General features: G+C 38.8%; 22 protein-coding genes. 4 read left to right on the top strand and 18 right to left on the bottom strand.

Translation table 11 applies throughout. The features are described from left to right. Window positions 1-4 precede the first annotated feature (4 nt). The 8 genes from F565_RS0112190 to recR all read right to left on the bottom strand — a co-directional run bounded on the left by F565_RS0112190 (window position 5) and on the right by recR (window position 9,267). Window positions 5-1,468 (bottom strand): hypothetical protein, encoded by a 1,464-nt coding sequence (locus F565_RS0112190; protein WP_020213515.1) that lies wholly within the window; start codon window positions 1,466-1,468, stop codon window positions 5-7. A gap of 184 nt (window positions 1,469-1,652) precedes the next feature. Beyond that, complete coding sequence (locus tag F565_RS0112185; RefSeq protein ID WP_020213514.1) at window positions 1,653-2,648, bottom strand: mannose-1-phosphate guanylyltransferase; 996 nt, start codon at window positions 2,646-2,648, stop codon at window positions 1,653-1,655. A 73-nt stretch (window positions 2,649-2,721) separates the two neighbouring features. Beyond that, window positions 2,722-3,588 carry a glucose-1-phosphate thymidylyltransferase RfbA gene (gene rfbA, locus F565_RS0112180; RefSeq protein ID WP_026300028.1) on the bottom strand — a complete coding sequence of 289 codons (867 nt, stop codon included), beginning with the start codon at window positions 3,586-3,588 and terminating at the stop codon, window positions 2,722-2,724. 10 nt (window positions 3,589-3,598) lie between these two features. Further along, window positions 3,599-4,660 carry a dTDP-glucose 4,6-dehydratase gene (rfbB, locus tag F565_RS0112175; RefSeq protein ID WP_020213512.1) on the bottom strand — a complete coding sequence of 354 codons (1,062 nt, stop codon included), beginning with the start codon at window positions 4,658-4,660 and terminating at the stop codon, window positions 3,599-3,601. Between the two features lie 41 nt (window positions 4,661-4,701). After that, window positions 4,702-6,099, bottom strand: a complete 1,398-nt coding sequence (locus F565_RS0112170) for a UDP-glucose 6-dehydrogenase (RefSeq protein ID WP_020213511.1) — start codon at window positions 6,097-6,099, stop codon at window positions 4,702-4,704. 150 nt (window positions 6,100-6,249) lie between these two features. Continuing rightward, window positions 6,250-7,521, bottom strand: a complete 1,272-nt coding sequence (locus F565_RS0112165) for a nucleotide sugar dehydrogenase (RefSeq protein ID WP_020213510.1) — start codon at window positions 7,519-7,521, stop codon at window positions 6,250-6,252. 7 nt (window positions 7,522-7,528) lie between these two features. Next, window positions 7,529-8,530, bottom strand: a complete 1,002-nt coding sequence (locus F565_RS0112160; RefSeq protein WP_020213509.1) for an SDR family oxidoreductase — start codon at window positions 8,528-8,530, stop codon at window positions 7,529-7,531. 116 nt (window positions 8,531-8,646) lie between these two features. After that, entirely contained in the window at window positions 8,647-9,267 is a 621-nt protein-coding gene (gene recR / locus F565_RS0112155) for a recombination mediator RecR (RefSeq protein ID WP_020213508.1), read from the bottom strand. Between the two features lie 136 nt (window positions 9,268-9,403). Here recR and F565_RS0112150 point away from each other — a divergent pair, with 136 nt between their 5' ends. Then, on the top strand, window positions 9,404-10,915 hold the full coding sequence (locus tag F565_RS0112150; protein ID WP_020213507.1) for a sodium:solute symporter: 1,512 nt from the start codon (window positions 9,404-9,406) through the stop codon (window positions 10,913-10,915). A 241-nt stretch (window positions 10,916-11,156) separates the two neighbouring features. On the opposite strand, the gene F565_RS0112145 is transcribed toward F565_RS0112150, so the two are convergent. Continuing rightward, on the bottom strand, window positions 11,157-11,522 hold the full coding sequence (locus F565_RS0112145) for a CoA-binding protein (protein WP_020213506.1): 366 nt from the start codon (window positions 11,520-11,522) through the stop codon (window positions 11,157-11,159). 70 nt (window positions 11,523-11,592) lie between these two features. After that, window positions 11,593-12,690, bottom strand: coding sequence for a carboxypeptidase-like regulatory domain-containing protein (locus tag F565_RS0112140; protein ID WP_020213505.1), 1,098 nt, complete (start codon window positions 12,688-12,690; stop codon window positions 11,593-11,595). Window positions 12,691-12,817: 127 nt separating this feature from the next. Here F565_RS0112140 and F565_RS0112135 point away from each other — a divergent pair, with 127 nt between their 5' ends. Beyond that, window positions 12,818-13,513 carry a pirin family protein gene (locus tag F565_RS0112135; RefSeq protein WP_020213504.1) on the top strand — a complete coding sequence of 232 codons (696 nt, stop codon included), beginning with the start codon at window positions 12,818-12,820 and terminating at the stop codon, window positions 13,511-13,513. Window positions 13,514-13,587: 74 nt separating this feature from the next. Then, window positions 13,588-14,319: a dioxygenase family protein gene (locus F565_RS0112130; RefSeq protein WP_020213503.1), complete on the top strand. Its 732-nt coding sequence runs from the start codon at window positions 13,588-13,590 to the stop codon at window positions 14,317-14,319. A 24-nt stretch (window positions 14,320-14,343) separates the two neighbouring features. Here the strand turns inward: F565_RS0112130 and F565_RS0112125 are convergent, their stop codons facing one another. Further along, entirely contained in the window at window positions 14,344-14,805 is a 462-nt protein-coding gene (locus F565_RS0112125) for a gliding motility lipoprotein GldH family protein (protein ID WP_020213502.1), read from the bottom strand. A 425-nt stretch (window positions 14,806-15,230) separates the two neighbouring features. On the opposite strand from F565_RS0112125, the gene F565_RS0112120 reads away from it, so the two are divergent. Further along, window positions 15,231-15,866, top strand: coding sequence for a MarC family protein (locus F565_RS0112120; RefSeq protein ID WP_020213501.1), 636 nt, complete (start codon window positions 15,231-15,233; stop codon window positions 15,864-15,866). Window positions 15,867-16,119: 253 nt separating this feature from the next. Here the strand turns inward: F565_RS0112120 and F565_RS0112110 are convergent, their stop codons facing one another. From F565_RS0112110 to F565_RS0112080, 7 genes are all read right to left on the bottom strand, one after another. Further along, window positions 16,120-17,361: a sulfate adenylyltransferase subunit 1 gene (locus F565_RS0112110; RefSeq protein WP_020213499.1), complete on the bottom strand. Its 1,242-nt coding sequence runs from the start codon at window positions 17,359-17,361 to the stop codon at window positions 16,120-16,122. Window positions 17,362-17,364: 3 nt separating this feature from the next. After that, the gene (cysD, locus tag F565_RS0112105) at window positions 17,365-18,276 is read right to left on the bottom strand and encodes a sulfate adenylyltransferase subunit CysD (RefSeq protein ID WP_020213498.1); all 912 of its coding nucleotides are present in this window, start codon (window positions 18,274-18,276) and stop codon (window positions 17,365-17,367) included. 1 nt (window position 18,277) lies between these two features. Beyond that, window positions 18,278-18,994 (bottom strand): phosphoadenylyl-sulfate reductase, encoded by a 717-nt coding sequence (locus F565_RS0112100; protein ID WP_020213497.1) that lies wholly within the window; start codon window positions 18,992-18,994, stop codon window positions 18,278-18,280. 99 nt (window positions 18,995-19,093) lie between these two features. Then, window positions 19,094-19,627, bottom strand: a complete 534-nt coding sequence (locus F565_RS0112095) for a hypothetical protein (protein ID WP_154652598.1) — start codon at window positions 19,625-19,627, stop codon at window positions 19,094-19,096. 125 nt (window positions 19,628-19,752) lie between these two features. Beyond that, the gene (locus tag F565_RS0112090) at window positions 19,753-20,166 is read right to left on the bottom strand and encodes an RrF2 family transcriptional regulator (RefSeq protein ID WP_020213495.1); all 414 of its coding nucleotides are present in this window, start codon (window positions 20,164-20,166) and stop codon (window positions 19,753-19,755) included. 1 nt (window position 20,167) lies between these two features. Beyond that, window positions 20,168-21,100, bottom strand: a complete 933-nt coding sequence (ctlX, locus tag F565_RS0112085; protein ID WP_026300025.1) for a citrulline utilization hydrolase CtlX — start codon at window positions 21,098-21,100, stop codon at window positions 20,168-20,170. A gap of 17 nt (window positions 21,101-21,117) precedes the next feature. Next, window positions 21,118-22,032, bottom strand: a complete 915-nt coding sequence (locus F565_RS0112080; protein WP_020213493.1) for a dimethylarginine dimethylaminohydrolase family protein — start codon at window positions 22,030-22,032, stop codon at window positions 21,118-21,120. Window positions 22,033-22,151: the final 119 nt, after the last annotated feature.

Below are 22,151 nucleotides of genomic sequence, written 5' to 3'. Positions count from 1 at the left end.
TTTTTTACCTATTAAATATTTTACCCCTTAAAGGCCATAAAATATACAATAGTACAAAACTATTACAAATTAAAAACAATAAATAGTTTAAAGAAAAAGTATACACTAAAAGTGTTAGCGATAGTAATACTACAGGAAGCAAATTAGTTAAAAATACAGTTACGGCATGCCTGCTCTTAAAAATAGCTATAATAATTATTAATGCGTAAGCAAGGGCAATAACTTCGCCTAACAGCAAAGCAATACCCATACCCCCAACGTTATTATAATAGCCAAAAACCAAAATACTTAATATGGTGGCACTAACCTTAACCACGTTAGTAACAAGCATTTGTTTAGACAGGTTTGTTTTTTTAAAAAACTCAATAAATATCATACTGTAATTTTGGTATGCTATAGCCATAAATAAATAGCATATCAGGTTTAAATTAAAGTCTATCTTATTGCTTGTCCATTTTGTATAAATATCTAAAAAAAAAGGCATTCCGGCGGTAACGCATAATAGCAGCATCGCATTACTAAACCGCCAAAAAACGGTCATTTTATCTAAAATGTAGTTTTCATTTTTTAGGGTAAATTCTTTTTGAATAGAGGGTAGTATAGGTGTTACCAAAACATTTGACACTCTGTAAAAAGCGTTAGACATTTTTCTGTTAGTATCAAACTGTGGCAATGCAGATGTCGCAAAGGCCCGTACAATTACCAAATTAAGCCCCACCTCATAAATTTTCTCTACAATAAAACTAAATGTAAGCGTAGCCGACTGTCGTATAACTAAAAGGGAATCCCTGAAGTTTACTCCTTTTAAAAACGGAATTGCAAAGGGTACATTTTTTTTTACGTAATAATATATGTAGCCCGAAAAAAGAATAGAAAAAAAAAATAAAGCTAATGAGGTGTAAAATATACTTTTGGTAAAATATATTGCCGCTACAATAACTAAAAAATCAAGTGTCTCGCCTATAACCTGGTACTTAATAGAAACCTGTATTTTACCTATTGGCTCAAAAAGCCTTAGCAAATAAAGTGATATATATTGTAAGATAACCCTCGAAAAAACCAGTAAAACAAAACTATACTGTGCATGTATGCTTGTAATATATGTAATATCGAAGTTTGAAAAAAATGATAGCACAGGCGGATAGGCAATAACGATACTTAAAAGTATCTGGGCCAACATAAACAATATATTAGCGCCCTGCCCGGATAGCAGCTCCTTACTTATATCCTGTTTAATATGGTAGTTAAGATTTACCAGATTAGACGTATAATGCAGCTGCCCTAAATTTATGGCGCGTATCATTAAAACAATGGCCGATAGCACCAGCCAAAAAGCATAATCATGCTTTCCTACGGTAGCTATAAAAACAGAAACTATTACTATTTGCCTTATAAAACTTATAGCTATTGAATAGCTTCCCCATTTTACTGAGTTAAAATACCCGGGTTCAAGTTTAAAAAGGCTCAACAATTACTGATTTATTAATTTGCACAAAAATTACAATTAATATTACAAAGAACAGCATCCTTACGTAAAAATAAGAAAATGATGTAATATAATAAGCCTGCCAAAAAAGTGTATAATTTACAATTTACCTTAAAGCTAAAGCTGTAAACTGCAACACCCTTTGGGGCAGGCTTGTTATTAAATATTATAATAAGTGCGGTTTATTTTTCTCAAGGTGATTGTATACGTTTTTCACTTCCTGAGAGTGCTCTTTGTGCAATATAAGGTTAGCTGTATCTGTATATACAAATATGGTATTTTCTAACCCAAGGAAAGCCGTATAATTATCGTTACCTATTACCATGTTGCCAGAATCATCTACACTATGGCCTTTAAGTTTTAGATAATCATAAACCGAATCGAAAGATCCAAGATCTGACCAGCTAAAAATAGCAGGTACCACTTTAATTTTTTTGCTTCGCTCCATTACTGCATAGTCAATACTTATAGACGGTATATCCATAGATAAAGCCTCGTCAAGCCTGCCATCCTGTGCGGCATTCCAGGCAATTAATGATTTTTCATAAACCTCCGGCTGGTACGCTTTTAATTCTTCCAGCAAAACGCTTGCCTTAAAGCAAAACATACCACTGTTCCATAAAAAGTTACCTCTGTCTATAAAATCCTGAGCTGTTACAAGGTTAGGCTTTTCGCGAAAAGATACTACCTCATCTCCTTTGTGCTCTATATACCCATACCCGGTTTCAGGCTTTGTAGGGTGCACGCCAAAGGTTACTATAAAACCTTGTCTTGCTTTCTCAACAGCATCGCTTATTGCCTGGGCATAAGTACTTTCGCCATCAATAACGTGATCTGAAGGTGTAATGATAAGAATATCATCCGGCTCTGATGCAAATGCAGCAAATGCTATTGCAGCAGCAGTATTTCTTGGCACTGCCTCTACGATATCTAAATACTGAACGCCTGAATTTTCAAGTATGCTCCTGCTAAGGTGGCAATTATCCCTGCTGCCCACCACAATAAGTTTTTCTGCAACAGCACTGTTACGATCGGCAGTCATTTCAAAAAGTGATTTACCCTCAAAAAGCGGAAGGTATTGTTTAGGCTGGCTTTTTCTTGACAGAGGCCATAAACGGCTCCCAACGCCTCCTGTAAGGATAACATGTGTAATTTTACTCATTCTTATCAGATTTAGTAAGTTGTTCTAACAAATTTCTTTATATTCTTCTTGTACTTTATATTTTAATTTTGCGCTATTTAGTCTCTATAAGAGATAATAACTTAGCGCCGTAACCACTTTTTAGCAGCGGCTGGCAAAGCGCCCTAAACTGGGTTTCGTTTATATATCCCATTTCAAAAGCAACACCTTCTATAGCGCCTATTTTAAGGCCCTGGCGTTCTTCTATAACTTCTACAAACTGGGCTGCCTGCATAAGCGACTGAAAAGTACCGGTATCCAGCCAGGCTGTGCCCCTGTCTAAAATACTAACTTTAAGCCTGCCTCTTTCAAGATAGGTTTTGTTAATATCTGTAATTTCAAGTTCACCCCTGTGGCTTGGTTTAATATCTTTAGCAATAGCCACCACCTCGTTATCATAAAAATAAATACCGGGAACGGCATAGCTCGATTTTGGTTTTTCGGGCTTTTCTTCTATAGATACTGCGTTGCCATCCTTATCAAAATCAACAACACCATATCGCTCCGGGTCATGCACGTGATATGCATATATTACCCCGCCATCGGGATTGCTGTTGCTTTGTAATAATTTTGCAAGGCCACTGCCGTAAAAAATATTATCGCCCAGTATAAGGGCCACTTTATCGTTGCCAATAAACGGTGCACCTATAATAAAAGCTTCGGCAAGCCCGTTAGGGTGTTCCTGCACGGCATACTCAAACCTGCAGCCATATTTTACACCATCGCCAAGCAGGTCTTTAAACAACGGCAGGTCTTTAGGGGTAGAAATAATTAATATTTCCCTTATGCCCGCCATCATTAAGGTAGACAAAGGATAATATATCATAGGCTTATCATAGATAGGCATTAGCTGTTTACTTACAGATAGTGTAAGTGGGTGTAGCCTTGTGCCAGAGCCTCCGGCTAATATTATTCCTTTCATTAACCTTTACTTATTTGCTTTGCTTATCAGTATACTGCATTTCGTAATATCTTGTATAATCGCCGGATGTAACATTTTTAAGCCAGTCTTCATTTTGCAAAAACCAGTCTACCGTTATATCCAGTCCCTGCTCAAAAGTTACAGAGGGTTCCCACCCCAGTTCATTTTTAATTTTTGATGCATCTATGGCATATCTTAAATCATGTCCGGGCCTGTCAGTCACATATGTTATCAGTTTCTCGCTGCTGCCACTTTCCCTGTTTAGCTTTTTGTCCATAATACTGCACAACAGCTTTACAAGGTCTATATTTTGCCACTCATTAAAACCGCCAATATTGTATGTTTCAAAATCTTTACCTTTATGAAAAGCAATATCTATAGCTACAGCGTGGTCTTTTACAAAAAGCCAGTCGCGGGTATATTTACCGTTACCATATACAGGCAGCGATTTATTTTCTATAATATTGTTTATAAAAAGCGGAATTAATTTTTCCGGAAAATGATTGGGACCATAATTGTTAGAACAGTTTGTAATAACATAAGGCAGCCCATACGTTTCTCCATAAGCACGCACAAAATGATCTGACGATGCCTTAGATGCCGAGTAGGGAGAATTAGGTGCATAAGGGGTAGTTTCTGTAAACAAACCTTCGGCACCTAACGTTCCATAAACCTCATCGGTACTTATATGATAAAACCTTTTGCCTTCCCAGTTGCCCGCCCATAAGCTTTTAAAAGCATTAAGCAGGTTCATGGTACCTATAACATTTGTAGTTACAAAAGCAAGCGGGTTTGTAATAGAGCGGTCTACATGCGACTCTGCCGCAAGGTGTATAACCCCATCAAAACGATATTCAGAAAAAAGCCCATCCACCAGTGCCTTATCTGTAATATCGCCTTTTAAAAAAGTGTAATTAGTACTATCCTGTATATCTTTTATATTTTCAAGATTACCGGCATAAGTTAAGGCGTCCAGATTATAAATTTCATAATCAGGATATTGGGTTACAAACCGCCTCACAACATGAGAACCTATAAACCCGGCACCGCCGGTAATAAGTATTTTTTTCATCTTAATAAATTACCACTTCAGTATAAACACCTTACAATTAATTATTTTCCTATTACATGGAAAACAAAACCTATATCTGTAAGTTTTTTACCATCTAATATAGCCCTGCCGTCAAACACAAAAGCAGGTTTTTTCATATTGTCATAAATACGTTGCCAGTCATATTCTTTAAACTCATCCCACTCTGTAAGTACAGCAATAGCATGAGCATCTTTACAAGCCTCATAAGGATCCTGAAAAGCTGTAGCTAATTTTGCATTCTCTTCTTTAGTCCTTGTGTCTAAATAATTAAGGTCGGCTTGTATTTTATCTTCCTCAACTTTAGGGTCAAATACTGCTATGTTAGCCTGCTCGTACAATAGCTCATCTGCCACCTGTATAGCTGCAGACTCTCTTGTATCGTTAGTGTCTTTTTTAAACGCCCAACCTAAGAAAGCGATTTTTTTACCGGAAACTGTATTATACAATGTTTTAACGATCTTAGCTGCAAAACGTACTTTTTGGTGATCGTTCATAATAACAACCTGTTCCCAATAATCTGCCACTTCGTTAAGCCCATAAGACTTAGCAATGTAAACAAGGTTAAGGATATCCTTTTGGAAACATGAACCACCAAAACCTACAGATGCTTTAAGGAATTTAGGGCCTATACGGCTATCCATACCTATGGCACGTGCCACCTCATTAACATCGGCGCCTGTTTTCTCGCAAAGTTCAGACATTGCATTGATAGACGAAACCCTTTGTGCAAGGAATGCATTTGCAGTAAGCTTAGAAAGCTCAGATGACCATACGTTTGTAGTAAGTATGCGCTCTCTTGGTATCCACTCTGCATATACATCGGCAAGTGCTTTAATAGCAGCCTGTCCTTCTTCGTCGGTATCACCACCTATAAGTACCCTGTCAGGGCTAAGAAGATCTTCTACCGCTGTACCTTCTGCAAGGAATTCAGGGTTAGAAAGTATCTGGAATTTAACACCGTTACCTGTGTTATCAAGAATACTCCTTACAGCCTCTGCAGTACGTACAGGAAGTGTAGATTTTTCAACTACAATTTTATCATTTTTAGAAACTGCAGCGATTTGCCTTGCACAAAGCTCTATATATTTAAGGTCGGCTGCTTTACCTTTACCTAAACCGTAAGTTTTTGTTGGTGTATTTACAGATATAAATATCATCTGGGCCTCATCTATAGCTTTTTCTACCTCTGTAGTAAAGAAAAGGTTGCGCCCCCTTGCCTGAGAAACAATTTCTGCAAGGCCCGGCTCATAAACCGGAAGGTTGTCTAAATTTTCATCATTCCATGCCGCTATACGAGCAACATTTAAATCAACAATGGTCACTTTTATGTGTGGACACTTTGCAGCAATTACTGCCATCGTGGGGCCTCCCACATATCCTGCACCTATACAACAGATATTCGTAATTTTATTTCCCATGTTATTATTGGTTGATATATAAAAAAATTTAATAAAATTTTATGATGTGCAAAAATACATTTTTTTTCCAAAAAATAATCAATAAACACAGCAGCGTTACAGAATAATTTTCATGTTTTTAACATTATAACGTTATAATTCATGCTGTTTTTATAACTGCGCGTGTGCTTTTTTCCCTAAGACGCCCTTAACATCGTAAATAACACTATCCGGCTTTTGCAATAATGACAAATCCATATCTAAAAATGCAGCATGGGCTACGCCCAGAACAATAGCGTCATAAGTTTCTTTCGGCAGCTTATCCGTTGTTTCGAGGCCATACTCATGCTTTACTTCAGCAGGATTAGCCCACGGGTCGTATACCGTTACAGCAATGCCATAATCATTTAGTGCCTTTATGACGTCTACAATTTTTGTGTTACGCACATCGGTACAGTTCTCCTTAAATGTAACCCCTAACATAAGCAGTTTAGCGCCATTTACAATTACACATCTCTTTATCATGAGCTTAACCACCTGAGACGCAACATAGTCGCCCATGCTGTCGTTAAGCCTCCTGCCGGCAAGGATAATCTCTGGATGATAGCCTGCCTCCTGCGCTTTTTGTGCCAGGTAATATGGGTCTACCCCTATGCAGTGGCCACCCACAAGCCCCGGTTTAAACGGAAGAAAATTCCATTTTGTACCTGCAGCTTCTAAAACCGCCTGTGTATCTATATCTAAAAGGTTAAATATTTTTGAAAGCTCATTTACAAAAGCAATATTAATATCGCGTTGCGAATTTTCTATAACCTTTGCCGCTTCGGCCACTTTAATAGACGGCGCCTTATGGGTACCGGCTGTAATAACCGATTTATAAAGGTCGTCTACCATTGTAGCTGCCTCCGGTGTAGAGCCTGCCGTTACTTTAACTATTTTCTCTACTGTATGCTCTTTATCTCCGGGGTTTATCCTCTCTGGAGAATAGCCTGCAAAAAAATCGACGTTAAAAGTTAGTCCGCTTACTTTTTCCAATACCGGCACACATTCATCTTCGGTAACACCGGGATAAACGGTAGATTCGTATATAACAATATCGCCTTTTTTAAGTACCTTACCTACTACTTCGCTTGCGCGGTACAGTGCTTTAAGGTTAGGCCTGTTATTTTTATCTACAGGTGTGGGTACGGTAACTATATAATAATTACAATCGGCAAGTTCATCAGGATTATCGGTGCAAAGCAATCCGTTATCGGTAGTGTTGTAATTTGCCAGTGCCTGCTTTAAAACATCGCTTTCTATCTCCCGGGTTACGTCTTCTCCCTGGTTAAGCTCGGCAATGCGGCCTTCCTTAATATCAAAACCTATCGTTGGATATTTTTTAGACATTAATACCGCCAGCGGCAAACCTACATAACCTAAACCTATAATTGCTATTTTCATTCTTTAATTAGTATGTAGAGGGTGTGGTTTTTAAATTATCCCAATACCATCCTGTTGCCTCTTTGAGGCCCTGCTCCATAGAAAATTGCGGAGCATAGCCCAGCAACTGTTTTGCTTTGTTTACACTTGCTAAAGAGTGTGGTATATCTCCTTTGCGGTTAGGCCCATGTGTTATTGCAATATTTGCAATAGCAGGGTCGTAAGCAGAAAGGTATTTTTTAAGATAACCTAAAAGATCATTAAGGGTAGTACGATCACCATAAGCGGTATTGTACACCGTGTTAACAGCCTCCGGATTATTTGTAAATAGTGCAAGCTCGTTCATGTGCACTACATTATCTATATACGTAAAATCGCGCGAAAAATTGCCATCGCCGTTTACAAGCGGGCTTTCATGATTTATAAGCTGCGATACAAATTTAGGTATCACGGCAGCATAAGCCCCGTTAGGGTCCTGCCTGCGCCCAAAAACATTAAAGTAGCGTAACCCTATAGTTTCTATACCGTATGTTTTACTAAAAATTTCGGCATACAGCTCGTTTACATATTTTGTAATGGCGTATGGCGATAGTGGCTTGCCTATTTTGTCTTCTACCTTTGGCAGTGCTTCGCTGTCTCCGTAAGTAGATGAACTCGCGGCATACACAAACCTTCTAACCCCGGCATCGCGGCTTGCAACAAGCATGTTTAAAAACCCACTTACATTAACATCGTTAGTTGTAACAGGGTCTGTAAGTGATCGCGGTACAGATCCTAATGCTGCCTCATGCAAAACATAATGAGCGCCTGTAACTGCCTTTTGGCAATCGGCTATATTGCGAATATCCCCTTCTATAAATGTAAAAAGAGGATTTTGCAAGTGGTGCTCTATATTTTTTTTATGCCCGGTAGCAAGGTTATCAAGGCACACAACGCTGTAACCTTTATCTATAAAATTATCGCAAAGGGCTGAGCCTATAAATCCTGCGCCGCCGGTTATGAGAATTTTGATAGAAGAGTTAGCCTGCATTAAAATTGTGGTTGATTGCTAAATAGTAGTTTGTACGAATTGGTGACAAATATAGTCACTATTTAACAAACTACTATTTTACCAATATGTTATATTATTCGTAAAATATTAAATTCTTACAGGCTTCTGATAGAATTTTCAAATGGCACCCTGTGAATGATGCTCCTGCCCAGAGTTACCTCGTCGGCAAATTCCAGTTCGTCGCCCACAGCAATACCTCTGGCAATAGCCGATGTTATAATGTTATAATCTTTTATTTGCCTGTATATGTAAAAATTAGTAGTATCACCCTCCATTGTAGAGCTTAACGCGAAAATAAGTTCTTTAACGCCACCTGCCTTTACTTTATCTATAAGGGTAACAATATTAAGCTGGCTTGGGCCTACACCATCTATGGGCGATATTTTACCACCAAGCACATGGTAAATACCCTTAAAAAGGCTCGTGTTTTCTATTGCCATTACATCGCGTATATCTTCTACCACGCATATTACTGTCCTGTCTCGGCTTGTATTGGCACAAATAAGGCACACATCAGTATCGCTTATATTATGGCAGCTGTTGCAAAACCGTATATCTTCACGCATTTTTTGCAGCGATTCTGTTAAGAGGCGTGTATGTTCTTCGGGTTGCTTAAGCAAATGCAGCGCTAACCGCAGTGCCGTGCGCTTGCCTATTCCCGGCAGTTGCGATATTTCGGCTACCGCTTTTTCCAGTAGTTTAGAAGACATTTCCATAGTATGGCAAAGGTACAAAAACTGTGTGTTAATTTACTGATGCCGTTACCGCACTAAACACTAATTTATGAAATTAAAATTCGTTTAATTTGTGTAATTCATGGCTTATAGTAGCTTTGTACAACAAACCTTTATTATGACTTCTACCACTATACTTGCTATAATAATAATTTACTTTGGCATACTTATAATCATATCGCGTGTTGTGAGCAAAAAAGACAGCAGCAACGATACGTTTTTTAAGGCCAATAAAAATTCTAAATGGTACCTTGTTGCCTTCGGGATGATAGGCACAGCCTTATCTGGCGTTACTTTTATCTCAGTTCCCGGCGAAGTGGGCGCACCCAGCGGTGAGCAGTTTAAATATTTTCAGTTCATCTTAGGAAATGCGTTAGGCTTTATAATTATTGCCAAAGTATTACTACCCCTGTATTATCGGCTTAACCTTACCTCCATTTACGGATATATTGAAGGCAGGCTGGGATACTACAGCTACAAAACATCGGCAGGGATATTTTTAATAAGCCGTACCATTGGGTCGGCTTTCAGGCTATACCTTGTGGTAATTGTATTGCAGCGTTATGTATTTGATGATTTTGGTGTACCGTTTTGGGCAACCGTATTAATTTCATTATTGCTCATATTTGCGTACACGTATAAGGGCGGACTTAAAACCATCATTATAACCGATACTTTGCAGACAGTGTTCCTGGTATCATCAGTATTTTTCACCATTTACTTTATTTGTGACAGCCTTGATTTAAACCTGCCCCAGGCTTTTGAAACTGTAAAGAACAGTAACTATTCTAAAATATTTTTCTTTGAAGACTTTATATCCAGCAAGTTCCATTTTGTAAAACAAATACTGGGTGGTATGTTTGTAACCATTGCTATGGTAGGGCTGGACCAGGACCTTATGCAAAAAAACCTGAGCTGCAAGAACATTGGCGAAGCACAAAAAAACATGTTTACCTTTACAGGCATATTTGTAATTATCAACCTGTTCTTTTTGGGTGTAGGAGCCTTGCTTTACATCTATGCCAATAAAAACGGCATTGCTGTACCTACCGAAATGGGCAAGCCGCGCACCGATTTACTCTTCCCCGAAATTGCCTTTAACTACCTTACCATAGTGCCGGCAGTAATATTCCTTTTAGGCTTAACCGCCGCCACCTTTGCCACTACCGATTCTGCCCTTACAGCACTTACTACCTCATTTTGCGTAGACTTTTTAGGCATGGATAAAGCCGAAAATCTTGCCAACAAAAACAATGTAAAGAACAGGCATTTGGTACACGTTGCTTTTTCGCTATTAATGTTTGTGGTAATAATTATATTTAATTCACTTAACGATAAATCGGTAGTAAGCATGATCTTCAGGATAGCATCATATACGTATGGCCCACTATTAGGGCTGTATTCGTTTGGTCTATTCATGAAAAAACTTGCCGTAAAAGACAAGCTTGTTCCTTTTATATGCGTACTCTCTCCTGCCCTTACTTATTTTATAGCTACTTACTCTAAAGAATGGTTGAGCGGATATGTTTTTGATAACGAGCTTATAATTGTAAACGGGTTAATTACCTTTCTGTTAGTACTTACCATAAGTAAAAAGCAACAGCTTACATCTATTACTCGTTCAGAGTAATTTTTTATGTAATGTAATTTTTACCACAAAGTGCAAAGGGTTATCACTAAGTGCACAAAGCGAATATTTGAATTTTATACAAAGATACCAATCCTTAACAGGATTGAAGGACACAACGCTTAGTGCACACCGTAGCTTGGAACAAGCCTAAAATTCTATAAAGCCTTGTGATCTTCGTGATAACCTTTTGCACTTTGTGGTAAATTTCAAAATCATATTAAAAGTTGTAGGCTAAATGATATTAATACTGATTTATCGAGAGCATAACCAGTGTACAGCCCACTTCTATATCAATATTATTATCTTTTAAAAGCTTATAAAGATCAGGGTTCTCTGTACCGGGATTAAATATTACGCGTTCGGGTTTTAGCCCTACAATGTAGTCGTAATACTGCTTTTGGTTCATTGGGTTAAGGTATAGTGTAACGGTATCTACATCATCAAACGGCACCTGCCCTTTTTCTATTTTAATACCGTCAAGATTATCTTCTTTCTTTCCGAGCGCCACAACGGGGTGACCAAAGCGTTGCAACATTTTTACAGCTTTGTATGAATAACGGCCGGGCTCTGTAGAAGCACCCATAACCAGTGTTTTTTTAGTTTTCATAGTTTTTTAGTTTACATAAATATACCAAAACCGTACCCATATACCAACATTTTAGGCTAACAATAACACACTAAGGCGTGTATTTATAGTCGGCCGGTAAAAGGTCGCCGGCCTTAAGTTCGCCCATGTGGCCTGCAAACATAAGTTCATCTATAGGAAAAAAAAGTCCGTTTTGGTCAATATAAAAATGGCCATTGTTCATAGTAATGCCTGATTGTTCTTTTTTATTATATAAAATCGCAAAACGCACATCGCTGTTTTTTCCTTTAGCCTGTTCCCCTTTTTTCTTAAGCACATTAACACTATATTTTTCCCTTTCTGCCCTTGCTTTTTTCACACTGTTTGGTAAATCAACAAGTGTTACTTTTTTAAAATTAAGGCTATCGGTAATTTCAAAATATTTATCAGGATTATCCCGCCAGCTATCTACATACAAATCAAACTTTTGCTCTTGCCAGTCATTAGCCGCAACGGTTTTCATGAAATGCACCGCCGACCCAAGGTAAGCCTCTTTACGTTTTTTATCGGCACTGCCTTTTTTAGATGTATCTGTAAAAAAGGTTGTTCCTTCAAAATAACTGCGGTTTAAATAAAGATTGTCCAGGCTTGTGGTATTATACCCAACCGAAAATCCCTTAAGGTCGAAATTTACGGTATACTCCAGCCTTTTATTTGTAATGCGCAGTGGCTTATAAGCCCTTGCATTTAGTGTATTAGTAGCAGTATCATAATAAAGGTTTATATCGTCTTCATTCTCAATTTTACAGGATGAACCTGCTTTAGACTTTCCTAAAAACTGCTCCCTGAAAACCCGCAGCATCTGCTTGCGCGAAAAAGGACCTCCCTTGGTAATAACCACTTCCTGCAAAGAAATAGCATCTGTGCGCAGTAATACTTTAAATGGCTTGTCGTATTTGTAAGGGTCGTCTATACGCAGGCTTTCAAAACCTATAAAACTTATTACCAGTGCCGCATTATATTTTTGTGCTGTTGCTATTTTAAAAAATCCGTCTGCATTTGTGCTGGCCGATAGTGTTGTACCATCGAGATATACAAACGCACCTTCAAGCGGCTTGTTCTCCTCTTCATCATACACATAACCCGATATGGTTTGTGCAGAAATGCAGCAAAAATTAAATATAAAGGCTATTAACAGTAGTGCTCTCATTAAAAGGTAATTTTTAATAAAGATACTTATTTTATTATATTCTATTAACCGCTGTACAAATCGCGTTTACCTATAATTATAATTTGAGGCTGAAAGAAATTTTACATTTGGGCATAACCTGTTAATTATGATCCATCAAACGCCGGCCAAAATATACAAAGCGCACCAACGCGGCCTTACCGAAAGCAACCGGCAACGCTTGTATGCCACTTTTAATTTTGATAACTATCAGGATAAATCCCGTTTGCCTTTTGGCAGTTTAACAGTTTTAAATGAAGAAACGCTTGCACCAAACCACTCTATTGCAAGACAACCAGAAACAAATATAGTTTCATTACTAATACCCTTAACCGGTGCTCTAAAATATAGCCATTCGGCAGAAGATGACCATACAATAGTACCCGGCGAAATAGCTGTACTTCCTTTTAACAAAACTATGATAACGCTAACCAACCCGTATGAAGATGTCCTTATAAATTACCTGTATATAACTTTCTCAGGAAACGGGCAGGCAAATGAATCAGAAATAGCAACGGTTAATTTTGAAGAACGCAACACTCTTCATCAATTTATAAGTCAGCACAACATTAACGGCTACATGGCAATTTTTGATGGTCGCAGGGAAACTATTTACAAACTCAAAGATCCTGCAAACGGACTTTTCCTGTTCGTAATAAATGGCGCTTTTGAAGTGCAGGGAAGGCTGCTTGAAGAACGCGATGGCCTTGCACTCTGGAACACCAGCGAAGCCGACATGGAGGCACTATCTGAAAATGCTATAATTCTTGTATTTGAAGTACCGCTTATAGGCTTCACCTCATAAAAATCCGGGTTTGCCTCTATTTACTAATATCCTTTAAACACACACGTTACACCTATATAAACAAAAACGAAACTATGGAAAGAAAAGATTTTTTTAAGACACTGGGCCTCGCCGGCCTGGCCTTAGCCGGACTTAAATTTCTTGATGCCTGCAATACTGATGATGGCACTACTGCAACTGCAACACAGGGGACCGGTGCTACAGGAGCCTGTGTTGTTGCTCCCTCCGAAACCGAAGGGCCTTTTCCTACCCACACACCATCATCGCTGGTTACTACAGATATTACCAGCGACCGTACCGGGATACCTTTAGCAATTACAATTGCGGTTAAAAACACTAATGATAGTTGTAATGCCCTGGCAAATACTATTGTAGATATATGGCATTGTGATAAAGACGGCAATTATTCTGAATATGGCGGTGGCGGTATGCAGAGCACTAATTACACTAATGTGCATTTTTTGCGAGGCAGGCAAACCACGAATACCAATGGCGAGGTAAATTTTACATCTATCTTTCCCGGATGGTACAATGGCAGGGCAACCCACATACATGTACACATTTATAATAGAACAGGCACCTCACTGCTCATTACCCAGATAGCATTTCCCGAAGGCAGCAACAGTGCAGTAGTGCAGGTTAATGCCTCATCTGCTAACGGCTACACAAAGGGTATGAGCGGCTATACTTATAATGCATCCGACAATGTATTTTCTGACGATGATGCAGGTGCAGAAGTTGGTACGGTAACGGGCACCATAGCCAATGGCTTTACATTACAGCACACCATAAACGCTTCGGCATAAAAAAAACAGCTCAGGCTGCTTTTTTTATTTATGGGTAACGGTTTCTAAACTAATGCCTAAAGCAAGTACATTAGGGAGGTAGCTGTGCTGCGAATACAAGTTTTTAATAGTAAAAACATACTTGCCTTTTTTAAGGGGCATTATCTCTTTTACAACCGTTGTAAGGTCGCATACATCGCCCACACAATCAGAATATTCTTTACCGGATGCATCTTTAAGCCGGAGCATAACTGCAATATTTTCTTTCTCTCCTAAGGGGCCTTCAATTGTTACTTCAAGCGGTACCTTGTCATACTGCGGGTCATCTACATGCGAGAACAGAATGGCAACATCTGCATCCATATCTTCCTTAACGTCAAACTCAAAACTCTTTACATCTTTTTGCTCCCAGCGGTTACCGGGAAAATCCTCGATAGTCTTAGACAAAGTAAATTTACTGCACGAGGCAAAAGCAAAGAGCAATATAAGAGCGATAATTTTTTTCATACACAGTATTATAATCTGGTTTACGCAATATATATTATTACCATAGCATACAATTAACAAATTTAGTCAAAAAAATATCGTCTATCGGACAAAAGCTACCATTCACCGTCATAAAGTTGCTATTTACCTCAAAAGATAACGTTGCTTCAAAATGAAGTATTATATTTGTATAAGCTAAAATAGCTAAGAGCCTTAACAGCACCTTTTAAAAAGTAATGTGAGGAAATTCAAAATTGTGTTTTATTGTTGGTTATTTGTATATTTGAAAAGAGGGAGTGGTGTCCCTCTTTTCGCTTTTTATAACTTTCGTAAAATTAATCTCGAGCTCCTTTTTTAATTCAGATTGATATTACCCCTCATTAGTTATATAACTGAACTCCATTTACCCTAAAAAAGTTATATTTGTTATATAAACCACCCAGCAAATGGAATTATTCTTACTTATTTTCGGAGCCTTGTTTTCAGTTATCAACCCGCTTGGAGCCATTCCTATATTTGTGGGGCTTACCCAGGACGACAGCGACAGGGAACGCCAGCGCATATCCTTCTGGACCGCAATTAATGTATTTTTAATCCTGCTTATTTCTTTTTTTATAGGTCAGTATGTGTTGGCTTTTTTTGGCATAAGCATAGATGCATTGCGCATAGCGGGTGGATTTATCATTGTAAACTCGGGGTTTTCACTGCTTAACCGCAAGTTTATAAAAAGCCGCGGCGTGCACAAGGATGTAGAAAACGATGCCCAGAAACGTAACGATATTGCCCTTACCCCACTTGCCATACCCATGCTTGCCGGCCCGGGTTCTATATCACTCCTTATAGCCATGTACCAGGACTACCCACTTATAGAGCAAAAAGTTATTGCATGCCTTGCCATAGGTGCAGTTTCGCTGGTAATATTTTTAATAATGCGCAGCGCCCCTTACCTTGCCCGTATTTTAGGAGCATCGGGTATTGTAGCCATATCGCGTATAATTGGTTTTATAATAATTGCCATAGGTGTACAATACATTAGTAGTTCTATTGTAAATATTGTAGAGGCAATAGATTTTACAAAGTAATACCAAATGAAAATATATTATAGTTCAAATATTGTTTCACGCAAAGTCGCGAAGCCACAAAGCTTTGCGACTTAACAGTCCCTTTTTCCACAGAAAATATTCCGTTTTCAACTTTGCGGCTTCGCGACTTTGCGTGACATTTAATCCCCATTGAACAATAATACACATGCAAATGGTATAAACCTCATCACCTTTATAAAACAAAAATGCCCCGGTCAAACCGAGGCATTTTTTGTTTTGTATGCTAACTTGTTTACTCCGCAAAACCTACAGCAACCGTATTGTTAGTTTGTGTGTCTACTAATATAAACGAACCATTAAGACGATTGTTTTTAAACGAATCTAAAAATACCGGTGCAGCCGTTTTAAGCTGAACCTTTGCAATATCGTTAAGTTTAAGCATTGAGGCTTCGTGTATGGCTTCGGGATTTTCGGGTGGAATAACCGCATCTATAGACTGTAGCTTACATACTGCTGTACGCGTACCTGCCTGTAGTAAATATTTACCCGATGGTGTTGCCTGCTTTTCGTCCATCCATACAACAGTAGCCTTAATATCTTTAGATAAAAGTGCCTCGTTAATATGCTTAATGAGCATCATGCCACGGCTGGTATCGATATCATTTTTAAGGCGAATCTGTATCGACTCCCCTGCCTGCGCAGATGCCGGGGTATCTGTAAATTTACGTATCTCGATAACCTCGCTGCTAAGCCCTGATGGTAATACCGTAATAGTATCGCCCACATTTACTTGTCCGCTTATAATCCTGCCGGCATACGATCGGTAATCTGTAAATTCTTTATTTTGCACGTGAAGTACCTGCTGTACATCAAACCTAAAATCATCGGTATCGGCAACATGAGGTTTGATTGTGTGCAATATCCCCGATAGTGTATCGCCGGTATACCATGGTGTATTGTTAGACTGCGTAACTACATTATCGCCTTTAAGCGAACTTATGGGCAACACGTAGATATCAGGCTTATGGGTAAACTGCGCCGTCATTTTATTAATTTCGGTCGCTATATTTAAAAACACATCTTCGCTAAAATCTACAAGATCCATTTTATTAATACAGAAAACAACCGTATTTAACCGTAGCAGGCTGCTTATAAAATAGTGCCTGTGTGTTTGCTCCAGCAACCCCTTACGGGCATCGATAAGTATTATGGAAACTTCGCTGTTAGACGCTCCTGTAACCATATTGCGGGTATACTCAACGTGGCCTGGACTATCGGCGATTATAAATTTCCTGTCAGCTGTAGAAAAGTAAATGTGGGCAACATCAATAGTTATCCCCTGCTCCCTTTCGGCAATAAGCCCATCAGTAATTACAGAAAAGTCAAGGTCTTCAAGGCCTTTCTCTTTTGTTTTGCGTGCTATAAGTTCTTCCTGCTCTATGGTAAGTGCGTGGCTGTCGTTTAAAAAACGGCCTATAAGTGTACTCTTACCATCATCTACACTACCTGCAGTATTTATTCTTAGTAAATCCATAATTTAAAAGTACCCTCCTTTTTTACGTTGTTCCAATGCAGCTTCACTTCGTTTATCATCTATGCGAGCGCCCCTTTCAGACGATTTGGAGGATTTATTTTCATACATAATATCTTCAATAGCCGATGCCTCCGATACAAATGCGGCAGTACAGGTCATATCGCCCACGGTACGAAAACGCACTATAGTCTCAACGATCTCATCAGTATCTACTATGTTCAAATATTCCGACCATGCCAAAAACGCACCATCTCTTTTTACAAGCTTACGATTGTGCGCAAAGTAAATAGTTGGCAGGCCTATGCCTTCCTGATTAATATACGTCCATACATCTTCCTCTGTCCAGTTACTTATAGGGAAAGCCCTTACGTTCTCGCCAAAGTGTATTTTACCATTAAAGATATTAAACAATTCCGGCCTTTGCTTCTTGGCATCCCATTGCCCAAAATCGTCACGAACGGAGAAGATGCGCTCCTTTGCCCTCGATTTTTCTTCGTCACGGCGGGCGCCTCCCATGCAGGCATCAAACCCAAACTCCTCTATGGCATCCAGCAATGTTACGGTTTGCAAAGCGTTGCGGCTGGCATGCTTGCCGGTTTCTTCCTGAACTTTTTTCTGGTCGATGCTGTCCTGTACATAGCGCACTATAAGCTCTACACCCAGCTCTGCAACCAACTGATCACGAAACTCAATAGTTTCAGGAAAGTTATGCCCTGTATCTATATGCAGGAAAGGGAAGGGTATCTTTGCCGGATAGAACGCTTTTTGAGCTAACCGTGCCATGGTTATCGAATCTTTACCACCAGAGAACAACAGCACCGGTTTCTGGAACTGTGCCGCTACCTCCCTGATGATGTATATGCTCTCATCTTCGAGGGTTTGCAGGTGCGATGGTATATTTATATGTTGTGCCATATTAATAATTTTTATCTGTGTGTATATGCAGGCCGCACTCTTTTTTTCCGTCTTCCCACCACCAGCGTCCTGCCCTGAATGGTTCGCCCTCAAGCAATGCGCGGGTGCATGGTGCACAGCCTATGCTCAGGTAGCCTTTTTTGTAAAGACTGTTAAGCGGTATGTTATAAGTATTTATCAACGCTTCTACTTCTGTTAAAGTATAATGCAGCAGTGGGTTAAATTTCACCAGTTGGTTTGCCTCATCCCATTCTAAAAACTCAAGGCTTTCGCGATTGTCAGACTGTTCTGCCCGCAGGCCGGTTATCCATAGCTCTGCACCTTTAATGGCTTTTTGCAGCGGAACTACTTTACGTATACGGCAACACTCTTTCCTACTATCTACACTGTTGTAAAACCCGTTTATGCCATCGCTTTTTACATAGTTGTTTACATCTTCCGGTTCCGGAAAATACGTTTCTATGTTAAGCTTGGGATATTTGTTTTGCGTGCGCTGAAAAACCTCATACGTTTCGGTAAACTGCCTGCCGGTGTCGAGAGTGAATGTCGAAATAAATTCTGAATAAGGCGCTATAAAGTGGGTAAGCACCTGATCTTCTATACCAAAAGAGGTAGAGAACACTTTTTTACCTTCAAAATTTTTCAGGACATACGGAATAGCGTCTGCCAATGGCATGCCCTTTATTTCGTTATTAAGGTACTGTAATTTCTCCTTCATCATCTTCTATAAAGCGTAAACGGTAATAAGTCACAAATATAACTATTACTCTATAGAAGTTGTAGGGTTATGTTGGGTTTTTTATAAAAATACTTTCAACTAATGGAAAATTGATTCGCCATCTAAAACTAAATTCTCAATGACGTAAGCTTCCTTTGATGCCGAATCGAATAAATAATACTCAGGTCCAATTCCCGAGGAACTAAAAGCTTTAGGCATTAAAACTAAAGTATTTATATTGTTTTCAAAAAAGTAATTTAAGATTAATTTTTCTGCTTCAAATTCCATTGTATCGTTATCTACATTAAAAGCTTTGGAATCGTTAACAGTATTAGAAATACATAAACATTTTTTTGATTTTCGATCATAAATTAAACATTGGAAATGATTTGTCGACGATGGTAAATGATTAACCCACGAAAATATATATATAAAATCATCACTTATATCATTACCCAATTTATTAAATATTTTTTTTGAGGGATTGAAATTTTTGTGAGTTACAATAATATTATTGTTTTCGCTTTTGTTATTATAATCCGTTTTAATGGTTTCTATACATTGATAATTTTTGTTACTACAACCCGTTAAAAATGAAATAAAAAATAGTATGATAATTAACGATTTCTTCATATTATTATTTTTTCGTTCTATATTGTGGTAAACAACTCGCCTATGGATTTGATTAATTATGTGCAGTGCAGTCCTTCGCACCCTATAATTACCAATCATAAGATTAAAAGGCTAAGGTAAATTTATTACCCAACCGTCAAATCATACAGCGTTTTTTGCTGAAGCAGGCTAAGGGTATTATCGCGTACGGTAATTAGAAAATGGTTTAGGGAACAAGCCTCCTCATGCGGACAGTCGTCGCATTTTTCGTAAAAGTTATGGCTAGCACACGGCAACATGGCAATAGGCCCATCGAGCACCCGGATAAGCGTTGCTGCTGTAACCGTTTTTGGGTCTTTAAGCAGGTAGTAGCCTCCACCCTTTCCTTTTTTAGAACCAAGAATACCAAACTTTTTAAGGTCGAGCAAAATGGCCTCAAGGAATTTTTTGGGAATTTGTTCTTTTTCCGAAATATCAGATATAAGCACAGGCACCGCCGGGTCCTGGCGTGCAATGTAAATAAGTGCTTTAAGTCCGTACTTGGTTTTTTTAGAGAGCATATTATTTTTTTGGTGAAAATATTTCGGCCATCATGCAACGTGCGCTTCCGCCGCCACAAGCTTCAATAGTATCAAGGTTTGCCGTTAATATTTCGGCATGTTTTTCAATTTTTGTAACCTGGTCTTTGGTCAGCACCTCGCGGGCAGCATTACTCATAACAAGGTAGCTTTTATCAGCTCCCTGTACCTGCAGCATATTGCCTGCAAAATGGTTTAGCTGCGCTTCTGTTAACAACACAATTTCCTTGCCATCTTTTCGCAGATTATCAAGTACCATTTTGCGTTCTTTTTTGTCGTCTATACAGTCGGCACAAATCACGGCAAAGGTAGTGCCCACACACATCATTACATTAGTATGGTAAATTTGTTTGCGCTCGCCATCAACCGTCTGGAATGCTTCAAATATCACCGGGGTATATTCAAAATCTTCGCAAAACTCAATCATCAGCTCCTCATCTGCACGCGGAGAGAGGGCACAGTATGCTTTACGGTTTTCCCTGTCAAGCACCAAGCTGCCGGTACCTTCAAGAAAAATACCATCCTCTTCTGCCGATGTGTAATCCATAATTTCGTTTATGGCAAAACCTTCGTCTTCCACAAGGTCTATTAATTCTTCCCTGCGTTCTGCACGGCGGTTCTCGGCAAACATAGGGTACAATACTACATCGCCATTTTCATGAAACGATATCCAGTTGTTCGGAAAAACCGAATCAGGGGTATCAGGGCTAACAGTATCATCTACCACAATAACTTTTACACCCACAGCACGAAGCTTTTCTACAAAGGCATCAAACTCTGCCTGTGCTTTGGCATTAACCGTTGCAGGCAGCAAGCTGTCTATTACTTTTTGGTAATAATTATTTACGGCCGTTTGCTCGTTCATACGAAAAGCCACCGGGCGTATCATTAATATAGTATCTGTAATCTGTGTCATTTTCAAAAAAAATAAATTTAATCCCTTTGCAAAGGTAAGGTAGAACATCTTAGTAAACCTTCCTGTTTAGAAATTTCGGCGTACGGTACTTCTTCTACCGTAAAGCCATTATCAAGCAGCCATTGTTTTAACCGTACAAAGCCTTTTTCTATAACTACCACATCAGTATCTATCGAAAAAAAGTTAGACGTCATATTATACATTTCCTCCCTGTCTATATGAAAAAGGTTTTCCATACCAAATAAGTTTACAAGGTACATATAATCTGCCTCTTCACGAAATCCGCTTTTATAAATAACGCCTTTATTTTTACCTACCGGCTGAAAGCAGCAATCAAGGTGTAGCGCATTATCACGGGCTTCTATTTTAGACTTTACAAGGTCAAACTCTTTAACTATTTTATCAGGAAACAAGGCTTTAATAAAGTTAACACCGTGCATGTTTGTGCGTGCCGTTATGTAATCTTTATAGTCACTGCCTTTATAGGTCCCTATAAAAATATGGGTATCCCATAGTATAACATCGCCACCTTCTATATGTACCTCAACCGGTGGGGTAAGTACTCTGGCGGGGTTTATTTGGTCTATAATATATTGTATAGCTTCCTGCTCACGTTCCCTGTCGGGTAAAATATTGGCCTTTATAAAAGTATCGCCTATTACAAAGCCTATATCGCGGGAAAATATCTGGTTATAATTTTCAATTAGCTGTGGTCTGTGTACAGTAACACCATATCTTTGAAACACCACTTTAAGCGCAGCTATCTCTTCAAGCATATCTTTTTCAAGCGGATACGTTCCCGACAGGATATGCTCCAGCGATTTAGGATCGTAAGCTTCATGTATAGATGGCGTAGGGCCGTTGCTTTCGGCAGTACCCAGTATAACCGACCGAAGTCTTGATGTCTCGTTATTTACGTTTATTGGCAACATGGCTTATATTTTGCACAAATATAAAAAAAGAAGCCTAATTACATCGTTTTGTTTATCAAATAGCTAAAAAGCGTTACAAATAAAACACATAAGCATTATAAAACAAAAAGCTCCGCACG

This window comes from Flavobacterium rivuli WB 3.3-2 = DSM 21788 (genome assembly GCF_000378485.1).
Lineage (GTDB): Bacteria > Bacteroidota > Bacteroidia > Flavobacteriales > Flavobacteriaceae > Flavobacterium > Flavobacterium rivuli.
This window is presented reverse-complemented; position numbering and strand designations above follow the sequence as displayed.

Excerpts from the sequence above, each read along its gene's own strand:
- F565_RS0112185 (WP_020213514.1), bottom strand. The coding sequence starts at position 2,648 with ATGAGTAAAATTACACATGTTATCCTTACAGGAGGCGTTGGGAGCCGT.
- rfbA (WP_026300028.1), bottom strand. The coding sequence starts at position 3,588 with ATGAAAGGAATAATATTAGCCGGAGGCTCTGGCACAAGGCTACACCCA.
- rfbB (WP_020213512.1), bottom strand. The coding sequence starts at position 4,660 with ATGAAAAAAATACTTATTACCGGCGGTGCCGGGTTTATAGGTTCTCAT.
- F565_RS0112170 (WP_020213511.1), bottom strand. The coding sequence starts at position 6,099 with ATGGGAAATAAAATTACGAATATCTGTTGTATAGGTGCAGGATATGTG.
- F565_RS0112165 (WP_020213510.1), bottom strand. The coding sequence starts at position 7,521 with ATGAAAATAGCAATTATAGGTTTAGGTTATGTAGGTTTGCCGCTGGCG.
- F565_RS0112160 (WP_020213509.1), bottom strand. The coding sequence starts at position 8,530 with ATGCAGGCTAACTCTTCTATCAAAATTCTCATAACCGGCGGCGCAGGA.
- recR (WP_020213508.1), bottom strand. The coding sequence starts at position 9,267 with ATGGAAATGTCTTCTAAACTACTGGAAAAAGCGGTAGCCGAAATATCG.
- F565_RS0112150 (WP_020213507.1), top strand. The coding sequence starts at position 9,404 with ATGACTTCTACCACTATACTTGCTATAATAATAATTTACTTTGGCATA.
- F565_RS0112145 (WP_020213506.1), bottom strand. The coding sequence starts at position 11,522 with ATGAAAACTAAAAAAACACTGGTTATGGGTGCTTCTACAGAGCCCGGC.
- F565_RS0112140 (WP_020213505.1), bottom strand. The coding sequence starts at position 12,690 with ATGAGAGCACTACTGTTAATAGCCTTTATATTTAATTTTTGCTGCATT.
- F565_RS0112135 (WP_020213504.1), top strand. The coding sequence starts at position 12,818 with ATGATCCATCAAACGCCGGCCAAAATATACAAAGCGCACCAACGCGGC.
- F565_RS0112130 (WP_020213503.1), top strand. The coding sequence starts at position 13,588 with ATGGAAAGAAAAGATTTTTTTAAGACACTGGGCCTCGCCGGCCTGGCC.
- F565_RS0112125 (WP_020213502.1), bottom strand. The coding sequence starts at position 14,805 with ATGAAAAAAATTATCGCTCTTATATTGCTCTTTGCTTTTGCCTCGTGC.
- F565_RS0112120 (WP_020213501.1), top strand. The coding sequence starts at position 15,231 with ATGGAATTATTCTTACTTATTTTCGGAGCCTTGTTTTCAGTTATCAAC.
- F565_RS0112110 (WP_020213499.1), bottom strand. The coding sequence starts at position 17,361 with ATGGATTTACTAAGAATAAATACTGCAGGTAGTGTAGATGATGGTAAG.
- cysD (WP_020213498.1), bottom strand. The coding sequence starts at position 18,276 with ATGGCACAACATATAAATATACCATCGCACCTGCAAACCCTCGAAGAT.
- F565_RS0112100 (WP_020213497.1), bottom strand. The coding sequence starts at position 18,994 with ATGAAGGAGAAATTACAGTACCTTAATAACGAAATAAAGGGCATGCCA.
- F565_RS0112095 (WP_154652598.1), bottom strand. The coding sequence starts at position 19,627 with ATGAAGAAATCGTTAATTATCATACTATTTTTTATTTCATTTTTAACG.
- F565_RS0112090 (WP_020213495.1), bottom strand. The coding sequence starts at position 20,166 with ATGCTCTCTAAAAAAACCAAGTACGGACTTAAAGCACTTATTTACATT.
- ctlX (WP_026300025.1), bottom strand. The coding sequence starts at position 21,100 with ATGACACAGATTACAGATACTATATTAATGATACGCCCGGTGGCTTTT.
- F565_RS0112080 (WP_020213493.1), bottom strand. The coding sequence starts at position 22,032 with ATGTTGCCAATAAACGTAAATAACGAGACATCAAGACTTCGGTCGGTT.